Raw genomic sequence first — 17,128 nt, 5'->3', positions numbered from 1 at the left:
TCACACCCTCCTCAGGTCGCCCTGGTCGATCGGCAGGGTTCTGAGCCGCTTGCCGGTCGCCATGAAGATCGCGTTCAGAAGCGCCGGCGCCACGCCGGGCGTGCCCACCTCGCCGATGCCGCCGGGCGCCTCGGCGCTCGGCACGATATGCACCTCGATCGGCGGCGTCTCGTGAATGCGCAGGACAGGCGCATCGTCGAAATTCCCTTCGACCACCGCGCCGTTTTCGACGGTGATGCGCCCGTAAAGTGCCGCACTCAGGCCGTAGACGACGCCGCTCTGGATCTGCGCTTCGACCGTGTCCGGGTTGATCACCTGGCCGCAATCGACCGCGCAGACGATACGCTCGGTCTTGAACCTGCCGTTCCCGTCGAGGCTGACTTCGGCGACCATCGCCGCGAAGCTGCCGAAATCCTCGGCAACCGCGATACCCCGCCCCCTGCCCTTGGCAAGCGGGGTCGACCAGCCGGCCTTCTCGGCTGCAAGGTCGAGCGCGCCGAGCAGCCGCGGCTTGTGCTGCAGCAGCCGCCGCCGGTATTCGAGCGGATCGATGCCCGCCAGTTCCGCCAGTTCGTCGATTCCGCATTCGACCGGGGGAATGTTGCGGGTGGCGCCGACACCACGCCAGTTACCGGTGAGCATGCCATCCGGCGCCTCCTGGCGGGCAAAATCGGTCTGCCTGTTTTCGATCGCATAGGGCGTTTCGGCCCCCGCCATCTGGTCGAGGTCGACACCGTCCTTGGTAAAGCCCGGGAACCAGCGCGCCATGACCGACGGGCCGATGACCCGGTGCCGCCAGGAGACCGGCATGCCGTCGGCCCCGAGCGTCGCCGTCACCTTGCTGTAGTTGAGGTAACGATAGCAGTCGTGACGGATGTCCTCCTCCCGGCTCCAGGTCACTTTCACCGGGCCCTTCACCTGCTTGGCGATCTTCGTCGCGAGGATCACGCCGTCGACATCGAGCCTGCGGCCAAAGCCGCCGCCGAGCAAGTGGTTGTGCACCACCACCTTTTCGACCGGCAGGCCGGTAACGTCGGCCGCCGCCTGCCGTGCCCGGCTCATGATCTGCGTCCCCACCCAGACCTCGCAGCCATCGGGGCGCACATGCACGGTGCAATTCATCGGCTCCATGGCGGAATGGGTCAGGATCGGCATGCGGTAGACGAATTCGTGCACCGGCCCATGCTCGGCCTCGGCCTTGGCGACATCGCCTTCGCTGACATGCGGCAGGGCCTTGCCGTCGATCGCCGCATCCATGAGGTGCTCGAGTTCGGCTTGCGAAACCGAGGCGCTCGGCCCCGGATCCCATTCGATCGAAAGGGCCGCGAGCCCCTTCCGCGCAGCGCCGGTATTGTTGGCGACGACCGCGACGGCCTCCTCGATGCGGACCACCTGGCTGACGCCCTTGATCGCCATGGCCGGGGCCTCGTCGACTGAGCGCAGCTTGCCGTTGAAGTGCGGACAGATCGCGATCGCCGCATAGGAGACGCCATCCGGGCGGGCATCGATGCCGAATTTCGCCGTGCCGTTCACCTTCTCCGGGCTGTCGAGACGATGCATCGGCTTGCCGATCACCCGGTAGCTGGACGCCGGCTTCAGCGGCACCTCCTGCGGCGCGACTTCAGAGGCCGCAGCCGCAATCAGGCTGCCATAGGCGGCGCGCCGGCTGCCGGCGGTCTCGACCACATGTCCCGCCTCGGCCTTGCAGGCGTCCGGCGAAACGCCCCAGTCGCGCGCCGCAGCGCCGATGAGCATGATGCGGGCCGCCGCACCCGCCTTGCGCATCTGCTCGTAGACACCGCGGATCGCAAAGGAACCGCCGGTGATCTGGTCGCCCAGCAGCGGATTGGCATATTGCTTGGGGTCGGCCGGCGCATGTTCCAGCACCACCTGGTCGAGCCCGACCTCCAGCTCTTCGGCAAGCATCATCGCGACCGCCGTATAGATGCCCTGCCCCATTTCCACCGAGGGCATGACGAAGGTGATCTTGCCTTCCTGGGGAATGCGGATGAAGGCGTTCGGCGAAAAGGGCTCGCCCGCTGCGACGGCCGCCTGCGGCCTGAAGCCGATCACCAGCCCCGCGCCGGTCAGCGATGCGCCGATCAGAAGCTGGCGGCGCGATAAGGAAAGGTTCGTTCTGTCGAAGATGGACATGGCATCACCCCCGCGCCGCAAGCTTGATGGCTGCACGAATGCGCGGATAGGTGCCGCATCGACAGATGTTTCCGGCCATGACCGCATCGATGTCGTCGTCGGTCGGCGTGGGATTGGCGGCAATGAGCGCGGTCGCCGACATGATCTGCCCGGATTGACAGTAGCCGCACTGCACCACGTCGATGTCGAGCCAGGCCTGCTGCACCCGTTTGCCCTCTGGCGTGTCGCCGATGGCCTCGATCGTGGTGATCGGTTTCTCCGCCGCCTCTGACACCGGCATCACGCAGGAGCGCGCCGCCTGCCCGTCGACATGGACCGTGCAGGCGCCGCACATGGCGATGCCGCAGCCGAATTTGGTTCCGGTAAGCCCTATCGTGTCGCGCAGGACCCAGAGCAGAGGGATATCGCCGTCCACATCGACGGCATAGCTCTTTCCATTGACCGTGAGGTTGTAAGGCATGCGACCATCGGCCCCTCAGGGCCGCTCCCCTGTACATGCGAAGGCGCGAAAATACCAACAAGGCGGACGATCGGCCAAATTACATTCTTGTGAGGTCCCGTCGGGAAAATCCCTCCGCCGCCGCCGCCGGACGCCATGCGTAGAGGAACGAGCGCTGCTGAAACGAAATCGGGATGCGCCGCGGCTGGTGACCAGCTCAGGCACATCCCGGTGATATCAATAGGTTTTTTTAAGCCGAAATCAGAGGAGATTGGTCTCGACGTCGATGTTGCCGCGCACTGCCTTGGAGTAAGGGCAGATATCATGGGCGGCGTGGATGATGTCGTGCGCAACGTCGCGGTCGAGACCATCCAGGCGAACGTTCAGGCGGGCACGCAGGAAATAGGAGCCGTCGTTGACGTTGAGATCGATCTCGGTATCGACCTGCGGCCCGGCCGGGAGCTTCACCTTGCGCTGCAGCGCTGCGAGCTCGATCGCGCCCAGGTAACAGGCCGACCAGGCGGCGCCGAACAGGTTTTCCGCGGCCGGATGCGGCTGGGTGAGCTTGAGTTCCAAAGTGCCGTCTTGGCTGATGGTGCCGCCGTCGCGGCCGCTGGTGTTGTGGGTCTTGCCGGTGAAAAGAAGCTTCTCGGTCATGTCATTTCCTCTCTGTTTGATTTTTTATCGGATCCGATTTAATCGGATGCGATGTTTATAGATGAAGCGTGAAGTACCGTCAACACCATTGCGATTTAATCGGATACGATTTATATTAAGTGCAGACAACGAAAAGGAAAAAAGATTCCCATGTCCACGTCCAAGACTGCCAAGGACCCTGGCACTGCATCGGCCAAGGGCGGCAAGAAGCTTTCGAACTTCCTGTGCTTTGCGATCTACTCGGCAAATCTTGCCTTCGGCCGCGCCTATAAGCCCCTGCTCGACAAGCTGGGCCTCACCTATACCCAATACGTGACCCTCGTGGCGCTGTCGGAAGAGGACGACCAGACGGTGAGCACGCTTGGTGAAAAGCTCTTTCTGGAATCGAACACGCTGACGCCGATCCTGAAGAAGCTCGAGGCTGACGGTTACCTTCAGCGTCGCCGCGATCCCGCAGACGAACGCCAGGTGCGGCTGACGCTGACGCCGGCCGGCCAGGCGGTGGTGGATGCCGAGCCGGGTGCTGCGCTGACCGACGTGATCGGCCTCGGTGACGACTTTGAGACGGTGCAGCGGTCGGTGGCAAAGCTGCGCGACAACCTGCTAGGCGCTGGTCAGCCCGGAAACCGGAAATAGTGAAGGTCGCTGAAACGCCCGCCTGCCGCTGCCGCGATTATCGCTCGCGCAAAGGCCGGCACGGCGATTGGAGCGGCCAGCATCACGCGCAAGGGCGGCTCTCCGCCGCCCTTGCCGCTTGGCCGGATCAGGCACTCAAGCGCTCACGCGGCACCATCATTTCCGCCGCTTTGGCGTAACCGCCGTCCATGCCGTCGAGAAAATGCAAGTGCGCATCCGGTCGCGCCGACGGCACAAGGCAGGTCATCAGCGCGTGGCTCTGCCGGTGCAGCCCGAAGATCACCTCGCCGCGCGCCTTGGCGGCCGCAAGGATCGCCTCGATGCGGTCGATCTGCTCCGTCGTGCAATCCACCGTCAGGCGCAGGCCGTCGTCATATTTGCGAAAATCGGAACTGGCGGCCACTCCCGCCCAGCGCTCGGGCGCAACCCGCACCCGCGCGTCCTTCGGCACACCCATTTCCTCAGGCAGAGGATGCGACTGCCGCGGCCCTTGATCGAAGACAGCGATCACCGCGCGCGCCACGGCGGCAAAGCGCTCGGGCGTCACGTCGTCGGCGGGTTCGGCCAGCAGCGACAGGATCTGCCCCTGCCGGCTTGGAAACGGCCGCCATTCGCAGGCAAGGCCGGTCAGATCCGGTTCGGCTCCATGGCTTTCCGGCGAAAGCAGGTAACGCCCCTCTTTCAACTGCCGCTCCGCCCACTTAAGCCCACCGCCGGCAAACATCGCATAGGTCGCGTTTTCCGATGCGGCATAGCGGGCGATGCGCACATCCTGGCCATGGTCCCTGATATCCCGGACCGTCAGCAGGCCGACGCGCAAATCGAGACCAAACCGGTCCCTTGCGAAGGCGGCGAGCTGCCGCAGCGCCGAAGCTGCCATTGCCGCGCCACCGGGCGCCAGCGCAAAGGCCGCGCCATCGCCGCGAAACACGAAGGGAAAATCGAAATCGCCGCGCGCATTGCCGATGGCGGCAATCGCCGAAGCGCCGACATAGTTGACGTCCTCGTAGCGCCCGGCCCGGATCGCGCCGGTGGAATTCACGACGTCGGTGATGCCGATCAGCCAGTCATCCGGCAGCGGCTCGTAGACATCGGGATCGAGCACGCGGGAAAACTCGCGATAGGCGCGAACGGGCGTAGCGTCACCAGTGTTGTGCATGTCCATTCTCCGTACCGACGAACCGAGGAAACCTCTTGGCCGCCTGCCTCCGGCAAGCGCCTCCGATCATCCGGCACCGCCAAATTAGATCGGACGCGATATAAATACCGAGCAACAGCGGAATGTCAAGATGACACTATTAAATCGGATACGATAATAATGGCCACGAATCCACGCGATCAAGCCGAAACGCTAAAGGTCAGGAAATCGCCACGACCTCGAGCTCCTGGTCGCCGACCGTGACGAGGTCGCCCACTGCCTTGCCCATGAGGATGCGTGCCACCGGCGAGACATAGGAGATCGATCCCGCCTTGGGGTCTGCCTCGTCCTCGCCGACGATCCGGTATTTTTGTACCCGCCCGTCGTCCCGGCTGAAGGTCACCGTGCTGCCAAAGGCGACGATCTCGTTGGAGGCAGGTTCGGGCATCAGCTGTGCGGTGCGCAGCCGTTCGGAGAGATAGCGCACGTCCCGCAAGGGTCCCGCCTGCTGCCGCCGCTTTTCGTTCACGTCGTCGATCGTGGCTGCCGCTTCATAGGCGACCCGCGCCTCCTGCATCTGCGCCTCCAGCGCCGTCAGCCCCGCCTTTGTCACCAGGTTCGGATGCGACGAAACCGCCCGGTCCGGCAGCAACGTTTCGGCGGCGGTTTCGGCACTTTCTTCCTTGGTGAAGGCAACGCTCAATCTTCAAAACTCCGTATCGCGGGCAAGAGGCCGGCTTCATATCGGCCCCGGACCGGCCTATCAACACTATAAGCCGCTTGCCCGCCCGCCGGCCACCGGAATGTCCACCTGCTGCCGCGTGGCCGAAGCCGGGCCGCGATTGCACCACGCGTGCATCCTGCCCTCTCCTAGTCGCCGCCGGAGACCACCAGCTTTTGCTTCGCGCCGCCGCCCGAACGCGCGATCGCATCCACCACCCGCACACGGAACTCCGCGGGTTCGGCTTCCACCGCCTCGAGTGCCGCACGCACGCCCAGTTCGACGGCAGCGTGGACGGCGGCCGCATCGGCGCCTTCAAACACGGCGATCGCGATTTCCAGACCATCCGGCAGTTGCACGAACTGGAATTGCCGCACCCCGGCCGCACCCGTCAGCGGCGAGCGAAGCCGGTGGGCGTGCACATTGACCGTCCCACCACCACGCCTGGGCAGCCGCAGCGTCTCTTCCCTCCGCCCGGCAATCGACCCGATCCGCCAGAACGGCAGGCCGCAGCGGCACGGCTCGGTCGCCATCGCCACGATGTCGGAGATCTCGTAGCGCACCAGCGGCAGCGCGCGATTGGCAAGGGTCGTCACCAGCAGCTTCGCGCCCTCCACGCCGTCGGGTACCGGGCGGTCGTCTCCGTCCACCACCTCGAAGACGAAGCTGTCCTCGGCGAGATGCAGCCCGTCGCCAAGCAAGCATTCGTGGCCCATGGGTCCCGCCTCGGTGCAGACATAGCTGTCGGCGATGGCCGCCTGCCAGGTCTCGGCCGCAAGCTCGCGCACCTCCTCCGTCAGCGTCTCGGCGCTGGTTCGGAAAAGCCGCGGCCTGATCTTCAGCCGCCCCGCCTGCTGCTCGCCCACCAGGACACGCACGAAGGACGGATAGGTCGAGATCACCTCGGGCTGGTTCAGGTTGAGGCCCTCCACGATCTCCTCGATCGGCATCAGCACGTTGAACCGGGGCGCCGGCGGCCTCAACGCCCGAAGCTCCACGCCGATATGGTAGGAAATATGGACCGGCGACGAGGCGAATATGGCAACACTGCGCGTCGTCTCGTCGATGCCGACGATCGCCTGGAAACGCACCATGTTGGCGATGGCCGATAGCCAGGCTGCGGGATCGAAGACCGCGACCCCACGCTCGCCGGTCGTGCCGCCCGTGGCAACGGCTCTGTATTCACCAAGCAGAAGCGAGCCGGAAGACTGTCCGCCGAGATGCCCCTCGACCAGTTGCCGGCTCAGCCTCGGGTCGGTAACGATCCGGTCGAAATTCTCCATAAGCGCCCGCTTCGTCAGCACGGGCAGATCCTTGAGTGCGGCCCCCTGCGCCAAGCGGTCGCCAATGGTTTCGCGATAGTAGGGTGACGCATTGACCGCATGCTTCAGGGCGGATTGCAGCGCGCCGCCTTGAAACGATCGCAACTGCACCCGCGACCATTCCGAGCGCAGCAGACGCTCCTGTGCCGCCTTCAGCAGAAGGTCGCGATCGAGCGTCGGAGACGCGGCGGTGACTGGCGACATCGGATCAATCCTCGTGTCCTGCTTCAGCCTGGAACCGCGCCAACAGCAACCGGGCACGGTCAAAATGTCGGCATGCGGACGAACCGTCGCTCCGGCAGATGGAGCCGGAGCCCCTTGCCGCGGAAAGCGGAATCGGCCCGCCTGCCCGCTGCAACCGGGATTTGCGGCGAAACGTCCAATTGCACCTCAGGGCCTTGATTGTATCGCGAAAGCGGGGATCTATGCGGCTGCAACGCGAAAAAGCCGCCCCGCCCCAGTCTCGACGCAGGGCGACCAGGCTTCGGCCGGATTCGTCGCGGCGCGATCAGGAGGAGAAAAGCAATTGGCCGAGCCGTTTGTCGTCTACGGAGCCTCAGGCTCAGGATCGGTTCCGATCGAGGCCGTTTTGAGCCTCATCGGCGTGCCCTACCGCGTCGAGGAACACGCCCCCTGGGAAGGAAAGCAGGAGGCGGACAGGCTGGCGCGCATCAATCCCCTGCGCCAGGTTCCGGCCCTCGCACTCCCGACCGGCGAACTGATGACCGAAAGCGCCGCGATCCTGCTCTGGCTTGCCGACGCACACCCTCAGAGCCGTCTGGCCCCGGCGATAACCGACCCAAAACGGCCGGCGTTTCTCCGATGGATGACCTTCGTATCCGCCGCCATCTACGCGCTCTACTGGATCACCGACGACCCGTCCCGCATCGCCGAACGGGAAGAGGACCACGCAACCGTCAAGGCCCGCGTGTTCGACCGCGTCGCCCATTGCTGGCAGCGAATGGGCGCGGAACTGCAACCGGGCAAATACCTTCTCGGCGATGAACTGTCGGTCCTCGACCTCTACGTCGCCACCGCCTCGCGCTGGTCACCCGGCCGCCGCCGCTTCTACGAGGTCGCCCCGACCCTTGCCGACATCGTCCGCCGCGTCGATACCGATCCGAAGCTCGCGACGCTCTGGGCGGAACGCTTTCCGTTTACCGAGGGCTGGGAGCGTTGAGGGCAGGAAACCTCGTTGATGTCGTCGCTGCAGCCGCAGCGCGATGGACATCCGGCCGATCGCTCAGAGCGGCATTCTGCCCTCCACGATGGCCCTGAAATAGGCCACGCCGAAAGGAATGGCATCGTCATTGAAATCGAACCGCGCGTCATGCACCGACGCGCTGTCGCCATTACCGATCAGCATGATGTTGCCGGGGCGCGCTTCGAGCATGAAGGCAAAGTCCTCCGAGCCCATCAGCGGCTCCAGGGCGTCGTTGACGTGCGCGTCTCCGACCAGGGATCGCGCCACGCTGACGGCAAAGGCGGTCTCTCTTCCATGGTTCACGGTCGGCGGAAACATGCGTTTGTAGGTGACCGTGGCGCTGGCTCCGTAGGCCTCGGCAATCCGTTGCGCGATGGAGGTAACGCGCGCCTCTATCAGGTCTCTCGTGCCGGGATCGTAGGTCCTGGCCGTCCCGCCCATCTCGGCCGATTGGGGGATGACGTTGCCGGCCTTGCCTCCTGCCATCCAGCCGACCGTGACCACGGCGCACTGACGCGGATGGACGTTGCGGGAGACGATCGTCTGCAAGGCCAGAAGTACATTGGCGCCGACCACCAGCGGATCGACGCTGACGTGCGGGGAAGCGCCATGTGCGCCCTTGCCGTCGATCCTGATCCTAAAGCCATCGGCGGAAGCGGCCAGAGGTCCACAAGCGGTGGCAAACTGCCCGATCGGCAAACCGGGCTCCGTGTGCATGGCATAGATCTCGTTGATTCCGAAACGCTCCATAAGGCCATCGTCGACCATGGCCTTGCCACCGCCGCCGCCCTCTTCGGCCGGCTGAAAGACGACCACGGCCGTGCCGTCAAATGCTCGCGCCTCGGCCAATTCCCGCGCGGCCCCCAGCAACATCGCCGTGTGGCCGTCATGACCGCAGGCGTGCATGACGCCCGTTGTCCTTGACGCCCAGGCGGCCCCGGTCGCCTCCTCGATTGGCAAGGCATCCATATCCGCCCGCAGGCCAATCACCCTGCCGCTCGACCGCTTCTGGCCGTGGATAACGCCCACGACGCCCGTCCGACCGATGCCGGTCACGACCTCGTCGCATCCGAACGCGGCGAGTTTGGAACGCACGAACTCCGCCGTCCAACTCCGGATGGGCATGAATGTCGCGCCGCCAGGCAACGACATCGCCATAATCGGAACCGACGGCCGGCATGGAGCCTCCCTTTTCCTGAGTTTGCGGCTGCAAATGGCTCGGCGGTGAAAGATATGGCGTTTATGAAGGGATGCAACCTGCGCCCTCTATACAACCGATCGGCTTGTCACGTGGCGACCGCATGATATGCATTCGGCCTGTTCACCATGAGCACCCCATGACCGACGAAGCCCCACCACCGCTCCTGACCGAAGACGACCTGCGCCATATTACCCGCTGGGCGGTCCTGTGCGCCGCGCGCGCGCTGCCGGTCTTCGAGGCGGCGGTGCCGGGCGATACCCGGCCGCGCGAGGCGATCGCCGCGGCTGTCGCCTTTGCCGAGGGTGGTCCGCGCACGGCCGTCTTGCGCAAAGCCGCCTGGGGCGCCCAGGCAGCGACGCGCGCGGTTGACGATCCCGCCGCCAAGGCTGCCGCCCGCGCGGCCATTGCTGCGGCCGGTGCGCCCTATACCCACCCGATCGAGACGCCGCACCAGATCAACCATGTGCTCGGCCCCGCCGCCTACGCCATCCAGGCGCTGTCGATCGGAACAGCCGACGAGGCAGCCGCCACCGAAACGGAACTCCGGCAGCTGATCGCGCTCGCATCGACGGAAATCCGAGGCATCGTCGGCAAGTTGCCGGGACGAAAGCCCAGCAAAGGCGCGTTTCACGCCCTGCTCTACCGGCTCGACACGGCGCTGCGTCGCTGATCGCGGATCAGGAACCCTCGCTCCGCCACCCATTTGCAGGATCCCGATCGGTCGGGCCTCCCCGCTCCTTTTTCGCCTCGTCACTGAGCCAGGCGATCACAGTTTGAAGGCTGAGCGACTTTCGGTAGCGCGGCCAGACCAGATAGAAGTCCGAGGGCCCAGTCATCGAGCCCTCGAACAGCCGGATGAGCCGCCCTTCGGCGAGATCGCGCGCGACGAAATCGCGGTTGGCAAGAACGATCCCCTGGCCTGCCGTCGCCGCCTCGATCGCGTGCGAGGTCTGGTTGAAGCTGATGCCCTTGAACGAGGCCTGCCGGCTGCCGCCGAAATGCCGCTCGATGAACTCCGGCCAGAAATTATGGGCGTCGTGCAGCAGCGTGTAGCTGGCCAGTTCCTCGGCGGTTTTCGGCGCCGGCCGCCCGGCAAGCAGCATCGGGCTGCAGACCGCGACGATCTCCTGCTCGAACAGCAGTTCCACCGCAAGCCCCGGCCCGAAGGGTGGCCGCCCATAGCGCACGGCGAGATCAACGCCATCGGCCTGGAAGCTCGACATGCGGTCGGTCGCCAGAATATGCAGGTCGAGATCCGGATGCCGCGCGGTGAAATCCGGCAGGCGCGGGATCAGCCAGCGCGACGCGAAGGACGGCGTGGTGCTGATCGTCAGCCGCACCGGCTGGGGCTTCAGCCCGTCGGTCGCCCGCGCGATGATCTCCAGCGCCCGCCTGACATCGGCGATATAGGCGCGCCCCTCGCCGGTCAGCGCCAGCGCGCGCGGCAACCGCTCGAAGAGCTTGACCCCAAGCTCGGCCTCGAGCCCGCGGATCTGCTGGGCGACGGCCCCTTGCGTCACGCCCAGTTCCTCGGCTGCGAGGCGAAAGTTCAGGTGGCGCGCGGCCACCTCGAACACTTTCACCCCATTCAGCGAAGGGAGCTTTCCCGGTGCATCACTCATCGGATAGTTTTTCTACTGCCATATGAAAGCGAAATTGCTTCGTCGTCGCATGGAGGAGATGGTATTTCAATGGCAGCACCCGCGAAAGCGGCATTCCACGAATATGGATGAGGAGATTGGTAAAATGGCAGTCGAAAAAGTGGCCGTAATCACCGCCGGCGGCTCAGGCATGGGTGCCGAGAGCGCCAGGCGTCTGGCAGCCGACGGCTACAAGGTTGCGATCCTCTCCTCCTCCGGCAAGGGCGAGGCGCTCGCCGCCGAGCTCGGCGGCATCGGTATCACCGGCTCCAACCAGTCGAACGACGACCTGAAGCGTCTTGTCGATGCGGCCATGGAAAAATGGGGCCGGATCGACGTGCTGGTCAACAGCGCCGGCCATGGCCCGCGCGCCCAGATCCTCGAAATCACCGACGAGCAGTGGCACACCGGCCTCGACGTCTACCTGATGAACGTCATCCGCCCGGTCCGCCTCGTCACGCCGATCATGCAGAAGCAGAAGGCGGGCGCGATCATCAACATCTCCACCGCCTGGGCCTTCGAGCCCTCGCCGATGTTCCCGACCTCCGCCGTCTTCCGCGCCGGTCTTGCCTCCTACACCAAGATCTTCGCCGACACCTATGCGGCCGACAATGTGCGCATGAACAACGTTTTGCCCGGCTGGATCGACAGCCTGCCGGCGACCGAAGAGCGCCGCGATGCCGTGCCGATGAAGCGCTACGGCACCAGCGCCGAGATCGCCGCCACCGTCGCCTTCCTCGCCTCTGATGGTGCCGCCTACATCACCGGCCAGAACCTGAAGGTGGATGGCGGCCTGACGCGTTCGGTCTGAACGCGAGCCACCCCTGTTACTCCCGTCGCGCGCCTCCCAGGGGCGCGCGCCAGCCATTGTCGCACCCCGTTCAGGCCGTCACGGCCGGCGCGGCGTTGATGGCAGCATCGGCAAGCCGATCGGCGGCGGGTGCCCTCAACGGCATGGTCAGGGTCACGCGGAAATGGGCCGGGGAGACCGGTCCGGCGATGAGCGAACCGCCCTCGGGGAAGCGCGCCTTGACACGCTCTTCGACATTCGCAAGCCCCACACCGAGCCCGGATCGATTGACCATCGGCAGGACTTCGCCGGCATCGGACACGTTGTCGACCGAAAGCTGCAGCCGGTCCTCCTCCTGCGACGCGCTGATCGTGATCTTCAGATCGCCGGACGAGCGCCCGAGCCCATGCTTCACGGCATTCTCGACGAGCGGCTGCAGGATCAGGCTCGGCACCAGCGCCGTTCTCAGCTCCTGCGGAATGTCGAGCGTGACGCTGATGCGATCGGAGAACCGCTCTTTCTCGATCGCCAGATATTCCGATTGCAGCGCCAGCTCCTCCGAAAGCGCCAGATCCCGCAGAGGATCCATCTCCAGCGTCTTTCGCAGAAACGACGACAGCGAAAGCACCACGCGGCTCGCCTGAGAGGAGGCGCCCTCCTCGATCAGACCGACGATCGAGTTCAGCGTGTTGAACAGGAAGTGCGGATTGATCTGGTAGTAGAGCGCCTGCATCTTCGCGGTCAGCGCCTCTTCGCGCGAGATCGCCAGCCGGCGCTCCTGCGCGCTGACCTTCAGATTGTACATGTAGGCGATGAAGAAGCAGGACCAGCCGAAGAACAGCGAGACGCCGTAAAACAGCGTGTAGCAGAAGTTCTCGATTGTATAGTCGACACCGACTGCGGGCTTCACATAGGTGAACAGGTGATAGTCGATGGTGGTTGCAACCGTCGACGCCAGAATGGACAGGACGGCCGACACGAAAACCTGGGCTGCGATGTTCCGCGCGCGCATCATCGCCACGATGTGCGAAATCATCAGCGTGATCAGCACGCAAACCAGCGACACGACGAGCTTGATCGGCGCGTAGTCGACCGGATTGACGCCCAGCACCACCCAGAGCCCGCCGGTCATGAAGAACTCGGCCGCCCAGAAGGAGAGCACGAGCTTGATCACGCGTGAGAAGAACGCCGCGGCGCTCGTGTCCGAATGGTCCATGTCGAAGGTTTTTCGGTAGAAACTTCCAAGCACCATTATTCCGGCCACCATCCGCATTCGGTCATTCGCGTCGTTCAATCTATTTGCCTCAATTAGCGAAAATCAACCAATGCAGGCAAATCAACCTTTGTACGCCACAGGAATAGAAGGCGCTGCGGGCGCGCTGAGGTTCCCCTGCGCGGCCACACAGACGCCAGCATAGTGGTCAAATCGGCCCCCTCAGTCGCTTGGCCGGGCCACCCTCCGTGCGCATGTTCGTCGCTATCCCGTTGTCTTTCCTTGAGAAGCTCCTATTTCCCTGACGAAACCGCGAAAAAGGAGTTCCGCATGAACCGAAACGGCCTCTATCTCGTCATCGCCCTGCTTGCCGTCGCCGTCGTCGGCCTCGGCATCTATGTCTACCAGGAAGAGACGAAGCCGGGCGTCGAGATCAAGATCGGCCAGGACGGCGTTTCGGTTCAGGAAAACTAGGACGCAGGCAACAGGCGCGAACGACGAAGCGGGAACGGACCTCAACCGGCCGCCGCGTGAACGCGTTGCGCTACCAGAGCCGCCTGTTGACCATGGCAAAGGCCTGGCCCTATACCGAACCTGCTCGCCTGAACTGAGCAGAGGAATTGTCGATGCTGGAGCTTGTTCTCACCCACTGAGCGTCTCGATCGGTCGAGACGCGAAACCGCGCCACCGGCGAACGATATCCGTCGTTCGCGGTCGACAGCGCGCGACTGAAGGGTTTCAAGAACAGGTTTTTGACAATGACCACCATCGACATACGCTCCGAACGAGCGACTGACATCGCAACCATCCGGCAGATCACCAAGGCCGCTTTTGCGCCGATGGCCTATAGCAGCCAGACGGAGGCCGAAATCATCGACGCGCTGCGCAACGCCGGCGCCTTGACGATCTCGCTGGTCGCCCTCGACCAGGGCGAAATCATCGGTCACGTCGCCTTCTCCCCGGTCACGATCGACGGGAAGGACAAGGGCTGGTTCGGTCTCGGCCCCGTCTCCGTCAGGCCCGACCACCAGAAGAGCGGCACCGGCGGCAGGCTGATCCGCGAAGGCCTTGCGCGCCTTGCAAAGACCGGCGCCAAGGGCTGCGTCGTTCTCGGCGAGCCCGACTACTACAAACGCTTCGGCTTCGAGAACCACGCCGCCCTGCGCCTTGAAGGCGTTCCGGCCGAATACTTCATGGCAAAGGCGTTCGAAGGTCCGGTACCGTCAGGGCGCGTCAGCTTTCACGCGGGCTTTGATGCAAGCTGATTGACCTGACGACATGCCTCGGAGCGCGATGTGGAAGCACATCGCGCTCCGATACTCGCCTGCTTCCTCGTCGCCGAGAAGGGACGCCTGTTCGGCGACGCCAGCGTCAGAACCGCGCCGGCGCTGGACGCATGAGCATCTTGATTTTGCATCCCGAATGACTGTCCATGACGACAACCGTCGCGACTCGCTGCTGCCAGGCGATCACGAGAGACCGCGACATCCCGAAACGCCAAAGGTGCCGCGTTGCCTGCAAGCCTTTCCTTCACCGCCGCGCTGCTGCTTGTGGCCGCATCCGCCTCTGCGGCGATGGCAGGCGAGACGAGCACCGCGCCCTCGGGCACCTATTGCGGCCAGCTTTCCTCCGCCGGCGTGCTCTCGGACGCCGAGACGCATTTCGAAACCGCTGCCGATGGTACGGTCGTCGGCAAATACGTGTTTTCCGATCAGGGCCAGTCCGTCGACGGTGAACTCGCCGAAACCGGCGACGATGGCGACGGCAGCGATCTCACCCGAAGCTTCATGTGGCGCGACAAATACGGCTACGGCCAGCTGATCGTCACCTTCACGCCGGATTTCTCCGAATTCGACGGCAAGTGGAATGCCGGCGGATCCGAGTTCCTGCCGTGGAACGGCAGGCGGTGTCATCAGACGATCAGCTAGAGCGCGCCAACAAAGCGAGCCCAAACCGCATCGCCGCCTCACGCCGCAATCACCCCCCGCATCAGCCCCTCCAGCCAGTCGGCAAACACCTTGAGCCGGCGCGACAGATGCTGGCGGTGCGGGTAGAGCAAAGCCATCGGCATCGGCGCGGCGACGTGATGCGGCATCACCTCGACCAGCCGGCCCTCTCGGATGTGATCGATCACGTCATAGGCCGGGATCTGGATCAGGCCGAGGCCGGCGAGGCAGCAGGCGATGCTGCCTTCGGCGCTGTTGACGCTGACCCGGCCGGCAACCGAAACCGTGCGCGCCTCGCCGTTCTCCACCCATTCCCAGTCCTCCACCCGGCCGCTCGAGGGTGAAGCGTAGTTGACCGCGACGTGGGCGCTGAGATCGTCGGGCGTCTCCGGCGTGCCGTGGCGCTCGAGATAGTCGGGGCTTGCGACATTGATCAGCCTGAGCGTGCCGAACGGCCGGGCAATCAGGCTCGAATCCTCGCGCGGTCCGACACGCAGTGCGCAGTCGACGCTTTCCTCGATCAGGTGCACCGCCCGGTCGGTCATGCCGAGATCGATGTCGATGCCGGGGTACCGCGCCAGGAACTCCGGCAGCGCCGGCGCCACGATCAGCCGGCCGATGCGGCTCGGCAGGTCGACCCGCAGCCGTCCGGTCGGGCCGGAGGTGTCGCGGCGAAACAGGTTCTCCGCCTCGTCCATATCGGAAATCAGCCGCAGGCAGCGCTCGTAGAAGGCTGCCCCATCCTGCGTCGGCGCAACCTTGCGCGTGGTACGATGGAGAAGTCGCGTGCCGAGCCGTGTTTCGAGCGTCTGCACCGCCGCCGAAACCGAGGAGCGCGGCAGGCCCAGCGTGTCGGCCGCGCGGGTAAAACTCGCGCTTTCGACGACACGGGTGAAGATGCGGAAAAGCTCGATCCTGTCCATGCCGGCGCGCGACGCCTCACTCCCATTGTTCGTAATTCCTGACAAGTCATGTCACGTTCGGGGACTTTATGCCAGCAGCGCCGACGATATTCTCCTGGTCGCGATGCCGGTCGCATCACCGACCGCTCACGTCGGCGGCGATAAGGCCCGCACCCTATGAAGCAAGAGACACGACGTCCGCAACGAGCGGCGGTCGCACAGGCGGCCCGTACTGGAGAGCGGGGCGATCTCGGGCAAATGCGTAGCCCGGCCCGCCGAACGAAAGCATCCGCCATCAGGCGCACAACAGGAGAAACCCATGGCAGACCACAGCATCAACGGCAAAACCGCCCTCATCGCCGGCGGCGCGAAGAACCTCGGCGGCCTGCTCGCACGCGATCTTGCCGCACACGGCGCCCGTGGCGTCGCGATCCATTACAACAGCGCGGCAACGAAGGCGGCAGCCGATGAAACCGTGGCGGCGATCAAGGCGACCGGTGCCGCGGCCCACGCCTTCTCCGGCGATCTCACCAGCGCCGCCAATGTCGAAAAGCTCTTTGCCGACGCCAAGGCGGCGCTCGGCAGCATCGACATCGCCGTCAACACCGTCGGCAAGGTGCTGAAAAAGCCCTTCGTCGAGATCACCGAAGCCGAATACGACGAGATGAGCGCGGTCAATTCGAAGTCCGCATTCTTCTTCCTGCGCGAGGCCGGCAGGCATGTCAGCGACAACGGCAAGGTCTGCACGCTGGTCACCTCGCTGCTCGGCGCCTTCACGCCCTTCTATGCGGCCTATGCCGGCACCAAGGCGCCGGTGGAGCACTTCACCCGGGCAGCAGCCAAGGAGTTCGGCGCGCGCGGCATCTCCGTGACCGCGATTGGACCCGGCCCGATGGATACGCCCTTCTTCTACCCGGCCGAAGGCGCCGACGCCGTCGCCTATCACAAAACCGCATCGGCCCTTTCGGCCTTCTCCAGGACCGGCCTCACCGACATCGAGGACATCGTCCCCTACATCCGCTTCCTCGTCTCCGACGGCTGGTGGATGACCGGCCAGACGATCCTGGTGAATGGCGGCTACACGACGAAGTAGGCCGGAGGACCTGGCACCGGAGCGTCCGCCCAGCGTCTCTCTCCCCGCTTGGCGGGGAGAGATGTCCGGCAG

The 17,128-nt window shown here is 64.7% G+C and carries 17 protein-coding genes and 1 pseudogene; 8 read left to right on the top strand and 10 right to left on the bottom strand.

Features of this window, described 5'->3' with window-relative positions:
* From ASD01_RS02325 to ASD01_RS02315, 3 genes are all read right to left on the bottom strand, one after another.
* The gene (locus tag ASD01_RS02325; RefSeq protein ID WP_034793358.1) at positions 1-2,154 is read right to left on the bottom strand and encodes a xanthine dehydrogenase family protein molybdopterin-binding subunit; all 2,154 of its coding nucleotides are present in this window, start codon (positions 2,152-2,154) and stop codon (positions 1-3) included.
* A gap of 4 nt (positions 2,155-2,158) precedes the next feature.
* A complete protein-coding gene (locus ASD01_RS02320; RefSeq protein ID WP_034793355.1) occupies positions 2,159-2,614 on the bottom strand; it encodes a (2Fe-2S)-binding protein in 456 nt (151 codons plus the stop codon).
* Between the two features lie 240 nt (positions 2,615-2,854).
* Positions 2,855-3,250: an Ohr family peroxiredoxin gene (locus ASD01_RS02315; RefSeq protein WP_034793353.1), complete on the bottom strand. Its 396-nt coding sequence runs from the start codon at positions 3,248-3,250 to the stop codon at positions 2,855-2,857.
* Positions 3,251-3,400: 150 nt separating this feature from the next.
* On the opposite strand from ASD01_RS02315, the gene ASD01_RS02310 reads away from it, so the two are divergent.
* A complete protein-coding gene (locus tag ASD01_RS02310) occupies positions 3,401-3,886 on the top strand; it encodes a MarR family winged helix-turn-helix transcriptional regulator (RefSeq protein ID WP_034793351.1) in 486 nt (161 codons plus the stop codon).
* A gap of 127 nt (positions 3,887-4,013) precedes the next feature.
* Here ASD01_RS02310 and ASD01_RS02305 read toward each other — a convergent pair whose 3' ends face one another.
* The 3 genes from ASD01_RS02305 to ASD01_RS02295 form a co-directional block, all read right to left on the bottom strand.
* Positions 4,014-5,045: a DUF3095 family protein gene (locus ASD01_RS02305; protein WP_034793350.1), complete on the bottom strand. Its 1,032-nt coding sequence runs from the start codon at positions 5,043-5,045 to the stop codon at positions 4,014-4,016.
* A gap of 199 nt (positions 5,046-5,244) precedes the next feature.
* Complete coding sequence (gene greA / locus ASD01_RS02300; protein WP_034793328.1) at positions 5,245-5,727, bottom strand: transcription elongation factor GreA; 483 nt, start codon at positions 5,725-5,727, stop codon at positions 5,245-5,247.
* Positions 5,728-5,894: 167 nt separating this feature from the next.
* Entirely contained in the window at positions 5,895-7,271 is a 1,377-nt protein-coding gene (locus tag ASD01_RS02295; RefSeq protein ID WP_234798746.1) for a phenylacetate--CoA ligase family protein, read from the bottom strand.
* A gap of 322 nt (positions 7,272-7,593) precedes the next feature.
* Here ASD01_RS02295 and ASD01_RS02290 point away from each other — a divergent pair, with 322 nt between their 5' ends.
* Entirely contained in the window at positions 7,594-8,247 is a 654-nt protein-coding gene (locus ASD01_RS02290; RefSeq protein ID WP_034793325.1) for a glutathione S-transferase family protein, read from the top strand.
* A 63-nt stretch (positions 8,248-8,310) separates the two neighbouring features.
* On the opposite strand, the pseudogene ASD01_RS02285 reads toward ASD01_RS02290, so the two are convergent.
* A pseudogene (locus ASD01_RS02285) lies at positions 8,311-9,451 on the bottom strand (amidohydrolase).
* Between the two features lie 157 nt (positions 9,452-9,608).
* On the opposite strand from ASD01_RS02285, the gene ASD01_RS02280 reads away from it, so the two are divergent.
* The gene (locus ASD01_RS02280) at positions 9,609-10,142 is read left to right on the top strand and encodes a putative immunity protein (RefSeq protein WP_034793323.1); all 534 of its coding nucleotides are present in this window, start codon (positions 9,609-9,611) and stop codon (positions 10,140-10,142) included.
* Between the two features lie 7 nt (positions 10,143-10,149).
* On the opposite strand, the gene gcvA is transcribed toward ASD01_RS02280, so the two are convergent.
* Positions 10,150-11,094 (bottom strand): transcriptional regulator GcvA, encoded by a 945-nt coding sequence (gene gcvA / locus ASD01_RS02275; protein WP_051659274.1) that lies wholly within the window; start codon positions 11,092-11,094, stop codon positions 10,150-10,152.
* 124 nt (positions 11,095-11,218) lie between these two features.
* Between gcvA and ASD01_RS02270 the strand changes: the two genes are divergently transcribed.
* Positions 11,219-11,923: an SDR family oxidoreductase gene (locus ASD01_RS02270; protein ID WP_034793321.1), complete on the top strand. Its 705-nt coding sequence runs from the start codon at positions 11,219-11,221 to the stop codon at positions 11,921-11,923.
* Positions 11,924-11,993: 70 nt separating this feature from the next.
* Here the strand turns inward: ASD01_RS02270 and ASD01_RS02265 are convergent, their stop codons facing one another.
* Positions 11,994-13,196 (bottom strand): sensor histidine kinase, encoded by a 1,203-nt coding sequence (locus ASD01_RS02265; protein ID WP_082936511.1) that lies wholly within the window; start codon positions 13,194-13,196, stop codon positions 11,994-11,996.
* Between the two features lie 249 nt (positions 13,197-13,445).
* On the opposite strand from ASD01_RS02265, the gene ASD01_RS36095 reads away from it, so the two are divergent.
* The 3 genes from ASD01_RS36095 (at position 13,446) to ASD01_RS02255 (ending at position 15,043) form a co-directional block, all read left to right on the top strand.
* On the top strand, positions 13,446-13,589 hold the full coding sequence (locus ASD01_RS36095) for a hypothetical protein (protein WP_034793319.1): 144 nt from the start codon (positions 13,446-13,448) through the stop codon (positions 13,587-13,589).
* Positions 13,590-13,882: 293 nt separating this feature from the next.
* On the top strand, positions 13,883-14,380 hold the full coding sequence (locus ASD01_RS02260) for a GNAT family N-acetyltransferase (protein ID WP_034793767.1): 498 nt from the start codon (positions 13,883-13,885) through the stop codon (positions 14,378-14,380).
* A 246-nt stretch (positions 14,381-14,626) separates the two neighbouring features.
* Positions 14,627-15,043, top strand: coding sequence for a hypothetical protein (locus ASD01_RS02255; RefSeq protein ID WP_034793318.1), 417 nt, complete (start codon positions 14,627-14,629; stop codon positions 15,041-15,043).
* Positions 15,044-15,081: 38 nt separating this feature from the next.
* Here the strand turns inward: ASD01_RS02255 and ASD01_RS02250 are convergent, their stop codons facing one another.
* Positions 15,082-15,984 (bottom strand): LysR family transcriptional regulator, encoded by a 903-nt coding sequence (locus tag ASD01_RS02250; protein WP_034793316.1) that lies wholly within the window; start codon positions 15,982-15,984, stop codon positions 15,082-15,084.
* Positions 15,985-16,282: 298 nt separating this feature from the next.
* Here ASD01_RS02250 and ASD01_RS02245 point away from each other — a divergent pair, with 298 nt between their 5' ends.
* On the top strand, positions 16,283-17,056 hold the full coding sequence (locus tag ASD01_RS02245; protein ID WP_034793314.1) for an SDR family oxidoreductase: 774 nt from the start codon (positions 16,283-16,285) through the stop codon (positions 17,054-17,056).
* Positions 17,057-17,128 lie beyond the last annotated feature (72 nt).

It is taken from the genome of Ensifer sp. Root423 (assembly GCF_001426275.1).
GTDB classification, from domain to species: Bacteria; Pseudomonadota; Alphaproteobacteria; order Rhizobiales; family Rhizobiaceae; genus Ensifer; species Ensifer adhaerens.
This window is presented reverse-complemented; position numbering and strand designations above follow the sequence as displayed.